The sequence below is a fragment of the Helicobacter sp. T3_23-1059 genome (genome assembly GCF_053654515.1).
Map to the genome: position 1 here is coordinate 1 of NZ_JBSIUV010000046.1, position 17,122 is coordinate 17,122.

General features: G+C 38.0%; 10 protein-coding genes and 1 pseudogene. 8 read left to right on the forward strand and 3 right to left on the reverse strand.

Annotated elements, in window-relative coordinates; translation table 11 throughout:
• Positions 1-133: 133 nt before the first annotated feature.
• Both ACWIX0_RS10665 and ACWIX0_RS10670 read right to left on the reverse strand, forming a co-directional pair.
• The gene (locus ACWIX0_RS10665) at positions 134-751 is read right to left on the reverse strand and encodes a YcjF family protein (protein ID WP_454173985.1); all 618 of its coding nucleotides are present in this window, start codon (positions 749-751) and stop codon (positions 134-136) included.
• Between the two features lie 3 nt (positions 752-754).
• Positions 755-1,279: a GTPase gene (locus ACWIX0_RS10670; protein WP_454173986.1), complete on the reverse strand. Its 525-nt coding sequence runs from the start codon at positions 1,277-1,279 to the stop codon at positions 755-757.
• A gap of 390 nt (positions 1,280-1,669) precedes the next feature.
• Here ACWIX0_RS10670 and ACWIX0_RS10675 point away from each other — a divergent pair, with 390 nt between their 5' ends.
• From ACWIX0_RS10675 to ACWIX0_RS10710, 8 genes and pseudogenes are all read left to right on the forward strand, one after another.
• Positions 1,670-2,449: a HugZ family heme oxygenase gene (locus ACWIX0_RS10675; protein WP_454173987.1), complete on the forward strand. Its 780-nt coding sequence runs from the start codon at positions 1,670-1,672 to the stop codon at positions 2,447-2,449.
• A gap of 502 nt (positions 2,450-2,951) precedes the next feature.
• Positions 2,952-4,367 (forward strand): serine--tRNA ligase, encoded by a 1,416-nt coding sequence (gene serS, locus ACWIX0_RS10680; protein ID WP_454173988.1) that lies wholly within the window; start codon positions 2,952-2,954, stop codon positions 4,365-4,367.
• A gap of 109 nt (positions 4,368-4,476) precedes the next feature.
• Positions 4,477-7,116, forward strand: a complete 2,640-nt coding sequence (locus tag ACWIX0_RS10685; protein WP_454173989.1) for a tetratricopeptide repeat protein — start codon at positions 4,477-4,479, stop codon at positions 7,114-7,116.
• An 80-nt stretch (positions 7,117-7,196) separates the two neighbouring features.
• Positions 7,197-9,341, forward strand: a complete 2,145-nt coding sequence (locus tag ACWIX0_RS10690; RefSeq protein WP_454173990.1) for an ATP-dependent helicase — start codon at positions 7,197-7,199, stop codon at positions 9,339-9,341.
• Positions 9,342-9,383: 42 nt separating this feature from the next.
• Positions 9,384-10,193, forward strand: a complete 810-nt coding sequence (gene flgA / locus ACWIX0_RS10695; protein ID WP_454173991.1) for a flagellar basal body P-ring formation chaperone FlgA — start codon at positions 9,384-9,386, stop codon at positions 10,191-10,193.
• Positions 10,194-11,121: 928 nt separating this feature from the next.
• A pseudogene (locus tag ACWIX0_RS10700) lies at positions 11,122-11,925 on the forward strand (mechanosensitive ion channel family protein); the annotation flags it as partial.
• Positions 11,926-12,462: 537 nt separating this feature from the next.
• Positions 12,463-12,675 carry a hypothetical protein gene (locus ACWIX0_RS10705; RefSeq protein WP_454173992.1) on the forward strand — a complete coding sequence of 71 codons (213 nt, stop codon included), beginning with the start codon at positions 12,463-12,465 and terminating at the stop codon, positions 12,673-12,675.
• A 68-nt stretch (positions 12,676-12,743) separates the two neighbouring features.
• On the forward strand, positions 12,744-16,955 hold the full coding sequence (locus tag ACWIX0_RS10710; protein ID WP_454173993.1) for a TonB-dependent receptor plug domain-containing protein: 4,212 nt from the start codon (positions 12,744-12,746) through the stop codon (positions 16,953-16,955).
• Here the strand turns inward: ACWIX0_RS10710 and ACWIX0_RS10715 are convergent.
• Positions 16,952-17,086 (reverse strand): hypothetical protein, encoded by a 135-nt coding sequence (locus tag ACWIX0_RS10715; protein WP_454173994.1) that lies wholly within the window; start codon positions 17,084-17,086, stop codon positions 16,952-16,954. The two genes, ACWIX0_RS10710 and ACWIX0_RS10715, sit on opposite strands and share 4 nt — an antisense overlap.
• Positions 17,087-17,122: the final 36 nt, after the last annotated feature.

Here is a 17,122-nt window from a genome sequence, read left to right on the forward strand (position 1 = left end):
GGAGCTACTAGCAAGGGCGTTGCGAAACCTCATAGCAAACGCGCTTAAATACACAAAATAAATGTCGACATTTGTATGATTTTGGGTTGTTGTAAAAAATACCCAAAAAAATCCAAAAAATATTTCAACAACATTATGATTTTACTTTGTCAAAATAAATTTTGATTGCGTCTTCGCCTAGATTTGCTACCGCTTCGGCTATATTGTCAAAGTTATCATCAAGATAAGCGATATAAGCCTCTCCCATAAGTTTGGTAACAGATATTGCCATAACCGCATTTAGCCCACCTCCAATGGCACTGCCAGCGAATGGTATAAATTTTGCTAAATTTCCTACGATAGTCCTTGCAGCAAAACCCACGCCAACAACCCCCGCAAACGCACCTGCCAATGTCATCGCCGTTTCTTTGGACATATCTAGCTCATAAACACTGCTTATATGCACTATCATTGCGCATTGTGTAGGCAAAAGCAATGCAATATCAGAAAATGGTATAGGGCTCGCAGCTACCGCTCCAGCACCAGCCGTGTAGCGATTTATGATAGTTTTTGCCTTTTCTTTCATTGCCTTTTTGCGTAGCTCTTTGTCATAGCTTTGCTTTCTAGCAAAGGCATTAGCTCGTCCCTCATTCATCAGCATATAAGTTTTATTGACTAATTCTTTGACGCCTTTTTTTTCTTTTTTCTTGCCGTCATCGTCCTCTATTTCTAGCGCATGCACACGCTCCAAATGCCTATCATCAACCCCCATTTGCTATTTGACAATGTCGCTAAACTTTTCGCCATTTTCATCTTTGTCGCACTCTGCTTTTGTGATAGCAATCATATATGGGATATTATGTTGCTTTAAAATCTGCCATATTTCTTTCTCTGCTTCCTCTATACGCCTGCTAGATTCTGCGATACATAGCCAAGAGATATGAATCTGATTATTGACTTCTTGTGTGCTTCTCTCTCTCAAAAATTTCTCTAGCTCGCCTTTGATTCTAGCATAATCTGCGACTTCAAGCCCTTTAGAATCAAAAATACTAAAATCATCATTGATTTGGTATTCTTGTATTTGTTGGGTTATGGGTTTGCCAGAGCCTGTTTTTGCCACCTTGCTACCAAAAATCGCATTGATAAGAGTGCTTTTACCAACGCCTGTCTTGCCTATGATAAGGACATTTAGTTTTTCTTTGCTTTTTTTGTCATTATCTTTAAAGAAGTCAAACGCCTTGCTTATGATTTGTCCAAAGTCGATACGATTGCCTTGCTCGTTTATGTTTTCATTTGCCATTTTTTACTCCTTTTAGGCTTTTTACAAAATCTAAGATTTTGCAAAAACAGCTTACAAAAAAAAAAAAAAACAAAAAAACAATAAACCAACAATAACTTTTTTAATTTTTATAAATTTAGGGTGTCAAAAAAGTGTAGAAAATCTTGTAAATTTAATGTGTCAATACTCAAAAAGGTAAGTAAAATGAGAAATTTTAAGCGTATGGCAAAAAAATTTTATTTTTTAAAAATATCTTATAAACTTCGTTAAATACGATATTTTAGCGCATACAAAATCATAAGATTCTAAAAAATTTGAAAAATATTTGATAAACACTATCATTTCTAATAAAACTTTAAGGTTTTTTTGCTTACAATGTCGCTTTTTATTTCACAACCAAAAGGAGCAAAAATGGATTTTGCAGAAGTCATAAAAGGCTACATTTCTCATATCAACGAACATCACACAAAAGATTTAGAAGGCTTGCTAAAAAAATTTGGCAATATAAGCGAGCCAAAAGACGCAAGGCTTGAAGGGCTTGATTTAGAAGGGCTTGATTTAGCCCATAGCGGTGGTAAATTGCGCGTGGAGTTTCCACAAAAAGCCACGAAAGAAAATCTAAAAGATAGCATTATCGAGTTATGCAAAAGCGTGGAGCAAAGCGCGGATTTAAGCAAAGTAGAGGAAGAAATCATAGAATTTGCTAAATCTTTTGGCTCTGCTTGTCTTGCCACACTTAGCCCAAAAAATGAGGTGCTTTGCACTTACGCGCCTGTGATTCATCATAAAGAGAAGTTTTTTATTTACATTAGCGAGGTGGGAGAGCATTTTGGCTCTATCAAGGCAAATCCTAGCAATATTGAGCTAATGTTTTTAGAAGATGAGTGCAAGGCAAAATCCGTGATTTTACGAAAAAGGCTTCGTTACCGCGTAGAGCCTCGATTTGTAGAGCGAGGAAGCGCGGAGTTTGATGAAGTGTATGAAAGTTTTATCACACAAAGTGGCGGGAGTGGCGGAATCAAAACCATAAAAGATTTTGCAGATTTTCATTTAATCGAGCTTAAGCCAAAAGGTGGACGATTTGTCAAAGGATTTGGGCAGGCATATCTCATAAAAGATGGCAAAGCTAGCCATATCACAGGTGGCACAGGCGGTGGCTCTCCACATAAAATGCCACATAAAAGCGCGTAAATACCGCGTCAAATAATAAAGCACGCGCAAAATGTGTTTGTGATTTTGCGTGATTTTAGATTCTAAGCGACTAAAGGCGTAATAGGGTAGGTTGAGTGGTGGGTCTCCTTTAGTTGTTGTGATTTGTTTAGGTAAAACCTTGTAAGTATTTTTAGTTTTTTAGCAAAAGTTTATTAGCAAAATCTTACGCAAGTCCTGCATAAGATTTTGTGATATTTTGCAAGATTTTCTAAAATATTTAGGGTAGCACCTAAATGGCATTATCTTCCTTTTGATGAAATATCCCTTTGCTCTATTTTTCTCTCCTTAAGAGTTTGAGGGATATTTCTCTTTTTTAAGCGATTGATTTTATTTCTTTTATTTCACATTATTTTATATGATTTGTTATGTTTTTGGATTTTGCGATATTTTGCTATAATGCGATTTTTTTGTGCCATTTTTACGAAAATCTAGCCAAAAAAACTTTAAAAATGCGTTTATAAAATCTAAAAAAGGCAAAACAATGATAGACACAAAACTTTTGCTAAATGACTTTGAAGCAACGGCAAAAAAACTACAATCTCGCAATGTCTCTAAATCTCAACTACAAAACCTAGCAAATCTCACAAAAGATTACAAAGAAAAAAAGCAAATCCTAGAATCCTGCCAAGAATCCCACAACAAAGAATCCAAACATTTTGGAATGCTAATGGCACAAAAGCGCGATAAAAACGATAGCGAAGTGCTAGCCCTAAAAGCTAAACTAGAATCTAACAAAACTCAAATAGCCACAAATGAAGCATTTTTAAAAGAAGCAAAAGAACAGCTAGATTTTGCCCTAGCGCAAATCCCAAATATCCCCGATTGCGCCACACCAGAGGGCAAAGATGAGAGCGAAAATGTCGAAATAAATCGCTTTTTAAACCCAAAAGATTTTAGTTTCACTCCAAAGGAGCATTGGGAGCTAGCTGATAAAAATAAATGGATAGATTTTAGCGCGGGGGTAAAGCTAGCAAAATCTCGCTTTAGCGTCTTGCGAGGGCAAGGGGCTAGACTATCTCGCGCACTTATAAATTTTATGCTAGATATGAATGAAAAGGCTGGATTTGAAATCGTAGCAACCCCTGTCATCGTAAATGAAACAATGCTATTTGGCACGGGGCAGTTGCCAAAATTTGAAGCAGATATGTTTAAAATCGCCACCGATAAGCAATGGGAAAATGATGATTTTAGCAAGGCGGAAGATTTTAGCAAGGATTGCGAGGCAAAATCTAGCAAGGACAAAAATGATTGCGCCATAGATTCTAAAAAAACCATAGAATCTAAAGATTCTAAAAACGCGCTTTATCTTATTTCTACCTCTGAAATCACTTTGACAAATCTTTATAATGATTCAATCATTAACGCAGAGGATTTGCCAATATGCCTAACCGCACAAACCCCCTGTTTTCGCAAAGAAGCAGGGAGCGCAGGCCGTGATACGCGTGGAATCATTCGCCAACATCAATTTGACAAAGTAGAATTAGTCGCCATAACCCACCCAAGCCAAAGCGAGGCTATGCAGGCAAAAATGCTACAATGCGCTAGCAATATTTTGACTGCGCTAGGGCTGCCTCATCGATTTATGCAGCTATGTAGCGGGGATTTGGGGTTTAGTGCTAGCAACACGGTGGATATAGAAGTGTGGTTTGCAGGGCAGGGGAGATACCGAGAGATTAGCTCGGTGTCAAATACGCGAGATTTTCAAGCGCGTAGGGCAAAAATCCGCTACAAAGAAAATGGCAAAAATAATCTAGTCCATACGCTAAATGGCTCTTCGCTTGCAGTAGGGCGCACTTTGGCAGCGATAATGGAGTATTATCAAAAAGAAAATGGCGAAATTGAGATTCCTAAAGTATTAGAGCCATATATGGCACAAAATGTGCTATGTAAGGCATAAAAAATGCAAAATCTTATGATGATTTTTGCGCAAATATCAAAATCTTAATATGACTTCTAAATCATTGCAATGAGAAAGCTTATGGAAAATCTAATTTATAGGGGAAAAAATGCCACCAGAGCCTAGTATAAATAGCATACAAGAAACCCAAGCAGGTGGAGAAAACAGCACAAAAGCAGGAGGCAAGCTAGATAATCTCTTGCAAAAAATCTCTACAACGATAGAGCCACTTATTGCGCCACTTTTAGAGAATCCTACATTTGAAAAAATCTACAAAAATAAGCCACTTTTTTTTGGGATTTTAGGTGGCGCGTTAGCGTTTATCATTATTTTTATAGTCGCCCTCTCACTCCTGCTTTCCCCCAAAAGTGAGGAGGAAGAGGAAGAAGAGGATTTTGTAGAGCGGACATATACTAAGGCAGAAATTGATGAGATTGTAAATATGCCACTGCCAGAGGCAAGCGATGAGCTAAAAGAATCCAATATGGACAATTTAATCATCAAAGGAAATTTGCTTTATCAGCAAGGTTTGCGAAAAGAAGCTTATGAGGTGTTTCGCAAAATCGCTGATTTTTCCCAATCCATTGCCAACTATAATCTCGGCACGATTCAGCTAAAAAACAACTCTTATGAGGATTCTATCGTGGCGTATGCAGACTCCATAGAGACAGGGCAAAATATCTCTGCAAGCTCGATAAATGCGGCTGTGGCTGCGCTAAAAATCAATCGATATGATTTATCAAGCCATTATTTAAAACTCGCAAATCAAAATCTTGCAGAAATCGCAAATGAGCCATTTTTTAGCTATGCTTACGCGCTTTTGTCGTATTATAAGGGCAATTATTTTGAGAGTTTATCGCCTCTGCTAAATCCAAATTCAAAAGATTTTTCTACGCAAAATGCACGACTTGCAGCGCATATTTTTACGATTTTTAGCGATGATGAAAACGCGCTAAAATCTATCCAAAAAGTCGCCACGCCAAATGATGATAAAACCATAGGGTTGCTATATGCTAGAATGGCACAATACTCAAAAGCAAAATCTCATTTGCTTAGTTATTTGCGCTCGCACCCTAGGGATATTGATTGTATGCTTGCTTTGGGGCTTATTGATTTAAAGTTAGGGAATTATGCAGGTGCTGCAAACGCGCTAGATTCTATCCATTCAAATCGCGGATTTCAAGAAAAAGCACAAAAAATCTACCCTATCAAAGTCATCATAAATCCAGAACTTTTTGATGTGGGATTAGCTCAAAAAATGTTTTGGGAGAGGGATTTTGAAAACAAAGATAAGCTAGGGTATAAAATGCTTTTTTATTATGCGCCATATCGCGTTTTTGACGCTAAGAGGGCATTAGAGGAAATCTCTCAAGCCTCAAGCCTTACTCATATCAATATCGCGGAGGGCAAAAATATGCTACTTAGAAGCTCTACGACTTCTAAGATTGATAAACAGATATTAAAAACCCTTGTGGAGTTGGAGAGCAAAGATTTAAGAGAGGCGTTAAAATTTTTGCAAGAAGCGACAACAAATAATCCAAATCACGCGATTTTGTATTATAACTTGGGGCTTGTGCTAGCACAGCTTGGGCATTATGATGATGCGTATTCGCATTTTATCCGTGCGTATTATTTAGACCAGAGTGATTATGTTTCAGGGATTTTTGCTGTGCTTGCAGGTAGATTTAGCAACAAAAACACAAGCAGAATCAATTATGATTTGTTGCAGAGATTTTATGATGAGGAGTTTAGCGACCCGACACAAAAAGCATATATTGAAAATTTTTTAAACTACCTAAATGACAATCAATTTCAAGAGCGTGATTGGATAAAAAATGCAAAAACAAAAGAGCCTATTTATTATGTGCTTGAGTTTATCTACGCGCTAAAAAACAAAAGCAAAAAAGAAATGATAGAAAATATAAACGAGATAAAAAACATATATCCAAACGATATTGTGGCAAATATTTTGGGGATTTTGGTGGGGAGTTTTGGCGAAAATCTACAAGACATAAGTATCAGTATGTATAATCTTTTTAATGAGCAATCACTTGATTTGCGTCCTTTGCACTTAGGTGGAGCATTTCCTAGAGAGCTATATGTCTATACAGGCTTTGTAACAGGCTCTTTGCAAAATCAAGCCCGCATAATGCAAAACTACCTAATCGCAAATGAAGGCGACCCTAGAGGGACTATGCAAACACTCGGAGCGATTTATATCTATCAGAGAGAATTTCAAAAAGCATATAGCATATACACTACGCTTGTAGATGAGCTAAAAGAGAGTGATAGCCATACGAGATTTTTAGCAGCGGTAAGCGCGGTTGGAGCGGGGAATTATCCCGATGCGGTGCTTTTGCTACAACTTGCCAAAATGGAAACCCCCACCGCCTATGAAGCGCGATATGGGCTAGGGCTACTCTACCACGCCGCAAACAATCTAAAAACCGCAGCGATAAATTATAATTTTATTTCTGTGGCAAATTTTCATTCACAATTTTTTGATTTTCAAATCGATACGCAAAAAATCCACTCTTTTGAGCTAGTGAATAAAAATAATGGCAACCCAGAGGATAATCCACCAAGCCAAGCCACAGCAAGTATCCCAACTAATGCGCAAAATCAAGGGACACAAAATACACAAAATCCGCAAGAATCTAGCGATTTAACAAAAGAGAATAATAAAGCTAATGATATATTGCAAGATGAGCTAGATAAGCCTGTAACAAACCCTCTGCTAGATGCATAAACGCTTCAACAACAAACATAAAAAAGCAAGACGCCAACAAATAAAGTCGTAAAAAAGTAAAATCTAAAAAAGTTAAATACATGTCCTCCATACTAGATTCTCTAAATCCTAAGCAAAAACAAGCCGCACAGCATATCGATGGAGCATTGCTAATACTAGCAGGCGCGGGCAGTGGCAAGACAAAGACGCTAACTTCTCGCTTAGCTTATCTTATCAAAGAAGTAGGAGTTGCCCCAGATTCTACGCTAACTCTTACTTTTACCAACAAAGCTGCTAGTGAGATGAGGGAGCGCGCATTAAATTTATTGCACCAAAGTGACGATTTTAGTTTTTCGCATTTTCGCTCATTGCCCCCGCCTCTTTTATGCACCTTTCATCGATTTGGCTTGCTATTTTTGCGAATGAATATTTCTCGCCTAGAGCGAAGTCCAAATTTTACGCTAATTGATAATGATGACCAAAAACGAATCATAAAACAAATCGATTCTAGTATCCAAAGCGCAATGATTCTAGGCTACATCTCAAACCAAAAAAACGCCCTTATCTCCGCTAGAAATGCCTCTTTGTCTGCCCAAACGCCACAGCAAAAGATTTTTAGCAAAATCTATGAAAAATATGAGGCTTTTTTGCTAAAAAATAATATGGTAGATTTTGATGATTTGTTGTTGCTTAGCTTTAGGATTTTGGATAATGATGAAAATCTATGTATGCAAACTTCGCAAAAATATCAATACATTATGGTAGATGAATATCAAGATACAAATCTTTTGCAAGTGGCATTGCTAAAAAAACTTTGCCACACGCATCAAAATATCTGCGTGGTGGGCGATGATGATCAGAGTATTTATAGTTGGAGGGGGGCTGATATTGGGTATATTTTGGGATTTGCTCAAAGTTTTGATAACGCAAAAGTCATCAAACTAGAGTCAAACTACCGCTCCAAAGCCCCCATACTAAACGCTGCAAATGCCCTAATCGCGTATAATACTTCGCGCTTAGGCAAGGAGCTAAAATCTACTAGAGGAGATGGGGATAAAGTAGAGCATATTTATAGCTATGATGAAAATGAAGAATCAAACACCATCGCAAAAAAAATATCAAATCTAATTTTAGAAGGGGCAAAGCCACAAGAAATAGCGATTTTGTTTCGGCTAAATGCGCTATCAAGAAGCATAGAAGAGGGGCTAAACCGCGCAAAGATTCCTTACAAACTAATTGGCGCGATTAGATTTTATGAGAGGGCAGAGATAAAAGATATTTTGGCATATTTTAGGCTTGTGGTAAATATCGATGATGATTTTAGCCTAAGGCGCGTGATAAACACGCCAAAAAGAGGCATAGGCGAAGTGGTGCAACAAAAGATTTTTTCTAAAGCGCAATCTTTGGGGACAAGTGTCGCACAAAGCTATAAAGCAGGGCATTTAGATTCTATATTAAAACCTGCGCAAAAACGCGAGTTAGAAGCATTTTTTGGCATTTTATTAGAGCTGCAAAACGCGCTAGAAGAGAGTCCGCTAAAATTTGTAAATGATTTTAGTGAAAAAATCAAAGTCATCGATGAGGTAAAAAATAAGCACGATGAAATCGATAGACTTGCAAATGTGAATGAATTTTATGGATATTTCCGTGATTATATTATGCAAAATCCGCACAATTCTTTAAATGATTTTTTGAGTGATTTATCGCTTAGCTCGGGGCTAGATGTGCCTTTGCAAGATTGTGTGTGTTTAATGAGCGTGCATAGCGCAAAAGGGCTAGAGTTTGAATATGTTTTTGTGGTGGGAATGGAAAAAGGATTTTTCCCGCTAATGCGTGATGAGAGTGATTTAGAAGAAGAGAGGCGGCTAGGATATGTGGCTTTTACGAGGGCAAAAGATAGGCTTTTTCTCTCAAGTGTGCGCTCTAGGTTTTATAAAGGCAGGAGGGAATTTATGGATTTATCGCCTTTTCTTTATGAAGCAAAGATTTTGCAAAAAAATCGCGCTAGTGATTCTAGTGATTTTGATGATGAAAGTAATGATGAGATAACGCTAAAAAGCAGTGGGGAGAAAAAAATTTATAGTATTAAAAGCAATCACACGCAAGAAGGCTTTAAAAAAGGCGATGCCATAAGGCATAAAATCTTTGGCGCAGGCGTGATAAAAGAAGTGCAGGGCGATAAACTTCACATAAATTTTGGTGGAAGTATGCGCGTGATAATGAAAGATTTTGTAGAAAAAGTCTAGCTAGAATCTATGCGCTAAAATCAATACAAAAAAAGGGCAAAAATGAGACAAAAATTTTGCTTTCAACATTGCACAATGTTTGTTGGCACAATGTTTTTTGCACCTATTTTTGCGTTTTTTTTAGCGCGTTTTTTAGTCCGTTTTTTAGCTTGTGTGGGCAAAGTGGTTTTATTAGCATTATTTTTGATTCCAGCCATTGCGCAAAATTTGCAAGAAAATACACAAGAAAATTTACAAAAAAGCACGCTAACACAAATCCAAAACTACATAGTATCCGCATATCGCACGCATTATGCAGATTTTGATTTTGTCTTAGAAAATATCGAAGTAAATATCCCTAAAAATGCGCAAGGCAAAATCCAAAAACTAACCCTACCAAATAACGCCGCAAAAAAAACAAGCGGGACGCTTATAGCCACGATAATGGATTCTAAATCGGTGGTATCTGTGCCGATTTCTTATACCATAAATGCGAGTGTGCTTGTGCTACAAGCCCGAATATCCATAAAATCTAGCACAGATATAACAACTCAAAACGCTTTTGCCACGCGGGTAAATCTATCCCTCATAAAAGCTAATCCCCTCCCACCAAAAGAGCTAGGGAAAATCTCTGCGCGCTCGCTTATCGCGCCAAATTCTATCATCACGCGTGATAAAATCCAAGATAGGATTTTGGTGCGCAAAGGGGATAAAATCACTTGCTTTTACAAATCCCAATCTATGCAAGCCCAAATCACTCTACAAGCCCTGCAAAATGGGCAAAAAGGCAATGTCATCAAAGCCCAAAATCTCCAAAGTGGTAAAATACTGCAAGTGAGAATCATCGATGAGGGAGTGGGCGAGATTTTGTAAAAGATTTGTAAAAACACTTTTGATATAATGCCAAAATCTTTTTGACATAGATTTTTGATACGAATTTGACAGATTTTAAAAATCTATTTTCAAAATCTAAAACGCGCAAACAAACACAAAATCAACACAAAACAAATGCAAAACAAAGGACACAAAAATGCTTAAAGCAATATGCAAAATCATTAAGCCACAAACAAACGCTAATAAAAAACGCAAAATCACACAAAAAAATCTAGCGAGTTTTTTACAAAACACAAAAAATGCGTTTGTTTTTTTAGCGTTTTTTAGCGTTTTTTGCGGGGCGTTGTTAGTGGATTTTGCTATCGCTACGCAAGCCACACAAATTACGCAATCTACGCAAATTACGCAAACCCAAAGCAAAGAATCAACTATTCCTAGCAACCAAACGGCTAAAAAAAACGACTCACAAAAAACACAAAACAACGACTCGCAAAATCCTAATGACGCCTCATACAACCCCTTGCAAATCAAAGCATTTGATTTAGCTATCAAGCATTCCTTAACGCTGCTTGAAAACGCATTTATGCAGGCAAAACTAGAATCTTATGCAAATCCGCTATTTTTGCGTGCGATTTTATCGCTGATTGCGTTTGCATTTTTGTGGCTTTTTCGGCGGATTTTGACGCGATTTGTGATGTGGCTTATTAGCCTTAGTTTTCATCTAGCAAAGCAGGATAAACAATCCCAAAGCAAAATCCAGCGCGAAATCATAAAGCCCGTATCGTTGTTTTTGTTTTTGCTAAGCCTTGATATAAGCATAAATATTTTGTATTACCCGCATTTAAGCCCAAAAGAGCTAGAAAAATGGTTTGCAGTGGGCTATGTGGTAAATTTTGGTTGGTTTATCATTATCGCGCTTCGTGGCTATGCAGCCATTTTTATAAACGCTATTACCCAAAAAAGTGATACGCAACGATTTCGCAAAGAAGTGCTAAATCTTTTGTTAAAAATCGCGTATTTTTTCATCATCATCATTACGCTTTTGTGGATTTTAAAGATTTTGGGCTTTAATATTTCAGCAATCATCGCTTCTCTAGGGCTTGGCGGGCTAGCTGTGGCATTAGCTGTCAAAGATATGCTTGCAAACTTTTTTGCCTCTGTGATGTTGCTATTTGATAATTCATTTTCGCAAGGCGATAGAATCGAATGCGGGGGGGTAAATGGCGTAGTCGTAGAAATGGGGCTTCGCCGCACGACTATCCGCACAAGCGATAACGCGCTCGTGCTGATACCAAATTCTGAGCTAGCAAACAAATCCATTACAAATTGGAGTCGCAGAAAAGCAGGCAGGCTAATCAAACTAAGCATAGGGCTTACCTACTCCACCACACGCGCTCAAGTCATACAATGCGCTAGCGAGATAAAAAAAATGCTACTAAATCACCCCAAAATCGCCCAAAGCGATGATGAAAAAGAACAACTAGATTTTAGCGTGTCTTTTAAGCAGGATATTATTTCAGTTGATGATTATTTGGGATACAAAGCAAATGTCTATGTCGTGCTAGATGAGCTAGCGGATAGCTCGATAAATGTGCTTGTGTATTGCTTTAGCAGGGATATAAGCTATGGAGGATATTTACTTGCAAAAGAGGAGATTTTGCTAGAGATTATGCGTATAGTAGAATCTTTTGGGCTTAGTTTTGCATTTCCAAGTCAAAGCGTATATGTCGAGCAAATGCCACAAAATACGACTACTTCGAGTGTGAAATAATTGCGAAGTGGCGTTTTTTGTATTTTTCGTATTTTTGATTATTTGGTTTTTTTTGGGGGTTTAATCTAACTTAAAACTTTTTATGTTAGGGATTAAGTTGTATTGAATAAAAAATCTTTTTGACATTTAAGCATTTTAAAATGCTTCTCTAAGATTTACTTCTAAGATTTTTTCGCCAAAGCCCTATCTTTGTAATATTTATCCATTAAGCATAAAAGCCTCGCAATAATATCTCGTAAGATTTTATCTTTTTGATACATTTTACTTCTTTACTACACTTTTTTGCTTTTTGCTCTGCGTTTTTATGTTTTTTTATATTTATGTTTATATTTTTTTACTTTTGATTATTTTGTTATTTATTCCCATTTCACAAAAGCAAATTTTAAGTTTATTTGGTTTATGATTGCGTTTATTTTTTACATTTTGCTTGTGAATCTTATTTTCTTAAAATGCTACTCATAATGAGAAAATCAACATTTACAAGATTCCAAATGTGTTAAAAGATTTTGTAAAGATTGTGTAAAAAAGGGGTTTGAAATGGTTTTGTATGGGATAAAAATCAATAAAGCATTAGCATTTGTAAATATGGCTATGGCGTGTGGTTTTGCCACTAATATCGCATTTGCCAAAGACACATTAGCCCAAAATATGACAACTGCAAGTAACGCTACGCTTGCTAATAACGAGAGAGAGAGAGAGAGAGAGAGAGAGAGAGTAACTCCGCGCAAAATCTTTCTAATGCTATTCTAAGCCATAATGATAAAAATTCCCCTTTCTTTGTAAATAATAATCCCACACTTTCCCCCTCCATTGCGGAGTTGCAAACCTCTTGTCCCCCCTCCCTTAGCACGAGGCGGGTTAGGGGGTGGGTATCCTACCATTGTGGGCGTGGCAACTCCACGCGTGGCACAAGCCCACAGCTACAAAGTAGCGATTTAGCGCGTAAGCGCGAGTGGGCGCAGTTGCGCAAGCAAAATCTATACAATAATACAAACAATGTGGATTGCCACGATTCTAGGCTTTTTGACAAAAGCCTAGAATCTCGCAATGACGGCAATCCTTATTGGGCTAAAGATTTTACAAATTCTCGCAATGACGGCAATGTAAATTCTCACAATAACGAAATTTTTTGTCGGACTAAGCGTAAGCGAAGTGTCTCTAAATCTAAAAATGCAATTAGAGATATTTCGCGCTTACGCGCTCAATATGACAATGTAGTTATTTCCCCCTCCATTGTAAATAATAATTCCACACTTTCCCCCTCCATTGCGGAGTTGCAAACCTCTTGTCCCCCATCCATTGCGGAGGATTTTGTTTTTTATCCCCCCTCCCTTGCGGAGGGGGTTAGGGGGAGGGTATTTTTAGATTCCACCGCCGACATTACGAGCAGTTTGGATTCTTTAGATTCCAAACTGCGTGGCGCAAGCCCACAGCTACAAAGTAGCGATGTAGCGCGTAAGCGCGAGTGGGTGCAGCTATGCAAGCAAAATCTATACGATAATGCAAACAATGTAGATTGCCACGATTCTAGTCTTTTTGACAAAAGCCTAGAATCTCGCAATGACGGCAATCCTTATTGGGCTAAGTATTTTACAAATTCTCGCAATGACAAATCTACCCACCCCCTTTTATCCCCCTCCGCAAGAGAGGGGGAGATAATCCAAAACAACGAAATCTCCACAAAAACAAACCCACACAAATACATAAAATTAGCCCAAGTAGATTCTATCCGCACGGATTTTATGCAAGCATATTTACCACAAAAGGCAACAACTTCAAAAATAGATTCTACACAAAAACATTTGCCACAAGCCACAATGGATTCTATACAAGTTGCAAACAACACGGCAAATACGCAAAACAAGGTTTTTATAAATAATCATAGAGATATTTCGCGCTACGCGCTCAATATGACAAATGATATAGATTCTATGAAATCAACAGAATCTATGCAAACAGATTCTTCAAAAATAGATTCTACGAAAAAACATTCGCCACAAGCCACAATGGATTCTATGCAAGTTGCAAACAACACAGCAAATACGCAAAACAATGTTTTTATAAATAATCATAGAGATATTTCGCGCTATGCGCTCAATATGACAAATGATATAGATTCTATAAAATCAACAGAATCTATGCAAATAGATTCCACACCACAAGCATTTGACAAACCCTCGCACTACAATAAACTAAAAAAATCACAAGAAACTTCTAGCCAAAATATGCAAGATAGCCAAAATCCACAAAAAAGTGAGAATCTACACAAAAATGAAAATCTACAAGATAGCCAAAATCTACCAACAAATAAAAATCTGCAAGAAAACAAGAATCCACAAAAAAGTGAAAATCTGCAAACAAACAACTTAGAATCAACAAATTTAGAAGCAAAAGATTTAGGTAAAATCACGGCAACAGGGCATAAAGATATAAATGCAGAATCTAGGGAAAAATATCAATCTAGTGCGGGCGAAATAAGCAGGCAAATGCTAGAATCAAATCCTAGTGGGAATGGCGACATTACAAGCATTTTAAAGATTTTGCCAAATGTGCAGTTTGATAACTCTCAATTAAAATCCACTACGCCCGGAGAGATTGACCCTGCCAACATATCCATAAGCGGTGGGTTGTTTTATCAAAACAACTTCCAAATCGATGGCTTTAATATGAATAATGATTTAGACCCCATAGGCAGAAGTGCGGATAATCCCACTGCAAATGGCACAAATACGCTTCGCGGTGGCAGAAGTCAGGGCTTAGCAGTGGATACAAGCTTACTAGAATCTGTAACTGTGCTAGATAGCAATGTAAGTGCAAGTTATGGGGGCTTCACAGGTGGGGTAGTGGAGGCACAGGTGCGCAAACCGCGCAAAGATAATGGTGGTATCAATGGCTGGCATAGCAATATCAGCTATCAATACACCTCCGATAAACTTACGCATTATTTTATCCACGAGAATGCACAATCCACTTTTGCCACAAGTAGCAATGAAAACTACCAACCACAATTTAGTAAGCACCTCATAAAATCTAGTGTGGAGGGCTATATCAAAGAAAATCTAGGGCTTATAGCGAGCTTTAACACCACGCAGAGTTTTATCCCGTTATATGCCTATGACCAAAGATTATTTTCACGCTATAAAGGCAACGATTATAATAAAAAGCAAGACCAACGCAGGGAAATTTATAACTACTATGCAAAGGTATTTTATAATCCAAAAGAGAATCTCACACTAGAAGCAAGCCTCGCATATATGCCACAATTTAACACTTATTTTAATAGTGCTATGCGAGATTCTTTTTATGCGATGGAGAGTGGGGGCTGGCAAGCAGGGCTTAAAGCTGTGTGGGGACACAAAGCGGGCATTTTTACTAATCAATTAGGATATAACTTTATGGAGCATTCTCGCGCAAGTGATAGTAATGTATATCGTGGGTGGTATTATAGCGAGGATAAAAATTGGGCGATGAATGGTAGCAATGTCGCAATGGAGGGAGGCTATGGCAATATGGACGAATTGCAACATTCTCTAAATTATAAAGCAGATATGGCTTTTGAGCCATTTAGATTTTGGAGAATGTCGCATAATGTTTTAGCAGGGCTAGATTTGACTTATCAATACATTGATAAAGAGCGGTTAAATCCATATTATCTCTTAAGTCCGTGGGGATATTACATAGGCAATACCTCATATCAAAGTATCAAAAATCTCAATGGTGGCTCTTGTGGTGCGGATAGTTTAGGGCTAGATAGTTGCTCTAGTGGCAAGGTGCTAGGTGGCGCAGGAGTTGGGTGGAATGGGCAATTTTTTACTTACCTTCAAGAAGAGGGGGTAAATTCTATCAAGTTTGATAATTTCGCCTATGGACTTTTTGTAGAAGATGATATAGGGTTTGATTTAGGAAAAGTGGGGGAGATAAATACACGCTTGGGCTTGCGCTTTGATGGGGATAGCTATATGAGCAAGCAAAGCCTTGCACCTAGATTTTCGCTTAACTACATAACCCCCGCGCCAAAGCAGTGGCAGACAAAAATCACATTTGGGGCAAATCGCTACTATGCGCGCTCGATTTTTAGCTATCGACTTTATGATTTGGTGCTAGATTCTATGCGATATTACACGCGCGATTTAGACCCTGCTACAAACACGCCAAGTGCGTGGGTAGAGCGAGAGGATTTAAAAGAGCAAGGCAGTAGCTCATTTTTGTTTCGTAAGCTAAAGATTCCATATAGCGATGAGCTAATGGCTGGGGTAACGCAAGAAATTGGGAGTTTTAGCATTGGTGTGAAATACATTTATCGCGCGGGCAGAGATGAGATAATGCGCGTGCAAGGGAGGAGCGCAAATGGCAACAATGTGCCTAGTGGCTATACAATAGGCTATAATGTCTATACAAATGACGGGCGAAGTGAGAGCGATATTGTCTCACTGATTTTGCAAAACACTAAACCGTTGCAAACTTATGGAATCTCTCATAATTATTTATTTGCCTTTGACTACACGCATAGTGCTAGGACTTACAATCCTCAAGCCGCCGATGATAGCTACTACAACAACACGCTTATAAAATATGATGGGGGGATTATTTCTTATCGCAATCGCCCTGTGGAAAATTTCGCCCGCCCTTTTACGCTACGACTAAATACTACGCATACTTTTAGCATTTTGCGCACAAAGTGGCTGGTTAATAACTTTTTTAGATTTCGCAGTGGCTATGATAAAATGATAGTTATCACCCAAAGAAGCCACCCAAATTTGTATGACACCACATTTCGCGGGACACAATACGCAAGGCATAGCTTCAAACCTAGCTTTAGTTGGGATATGCGCGTGGGCTTTGAAGTAGATATATGGAGGGGACAAACGCTATATGCAAATGTCGATATTTATAATGTGCTAAATAGTCAAAATATGACTACACTTGGACTAGCAAATGGCAATGCCACAACGGCTTTTGCCTCTGCTAGCTCTATCCCTGTATATGAGCTAGGGAGGCAATTTTGGTTGCAAGTGGGGTATAAGTTTTAAAAATTGTCATTGCGAGCGTGGCTATGCCACGCGTGGCAATCTATCAGCTTGTCAGACTTAGGGCGTAACTCAAAGCATTCAAAAACATTAACCATTGTCGGACTTAAGCGCGTGAGTGCAAAGTATCTCAAAGCGTAGCTTCTTTAGAAAATCTAAAAAATACAAAC

Bases quoted from the DNA above. Each gene is read 5' to 3' on its own strand.
- ACWIX0_RS10665 (WP_454173985.1), bottom strand. From the start codon at position 751: ATGGGGGTTGATGATAGGCATTTGGAGCGTGTGCATGCGCTAGAAATA.
- ACWIX0_RS10670 (WP_454173986.1), bottom strand. From the start codon at position 1,279: ATGGCAAATGAAAACATAAACGAGCAAGGCAATCGTATCGACTTTGGA.
- ACWIX0_RS10675 (WP_454173987.1), top strand. From the start codon at position 1,670: ATGGATTTTGCAGAAGTCATAAAAGGCTACATTTCTCATATCAACGAA.
- serS (WP_454173988.1), top strand. From the start codon at position 2,952: ATGATAGACACAAAACTTTTGCTAAATGACTTTGAAGCAACGGCAAAA.
- ACWIX0_RS10685 (WP_454173989.1), top strand. From the start codon at position 4,477: ATGCCACCAGAGCCTAGTATAAATAGCATACAAGAAACCCAAGCAGGT.
- ACWIX0_RS10690 (WP_454173990.1), top strand. From the start codon at position 7,197: ATGTCCTCCATACTAGATTCTCTAAATCCTAAGCAAAAACAAGCCGCA.
- flgA (WP_454173991.1), top strand. From the start codon at position 9,384: ATGAGACAAAAATTTTGCTTTCAACATTGCACAATGTTTGTTGGCACA.
- ACWIX0_RS10705 (WP_454173992.1), top strand. From the start codon at position 12,463: ATGGTTTTGTATGGGATAAAAATCAATAAAGCATTAGCATTTGTAAAT.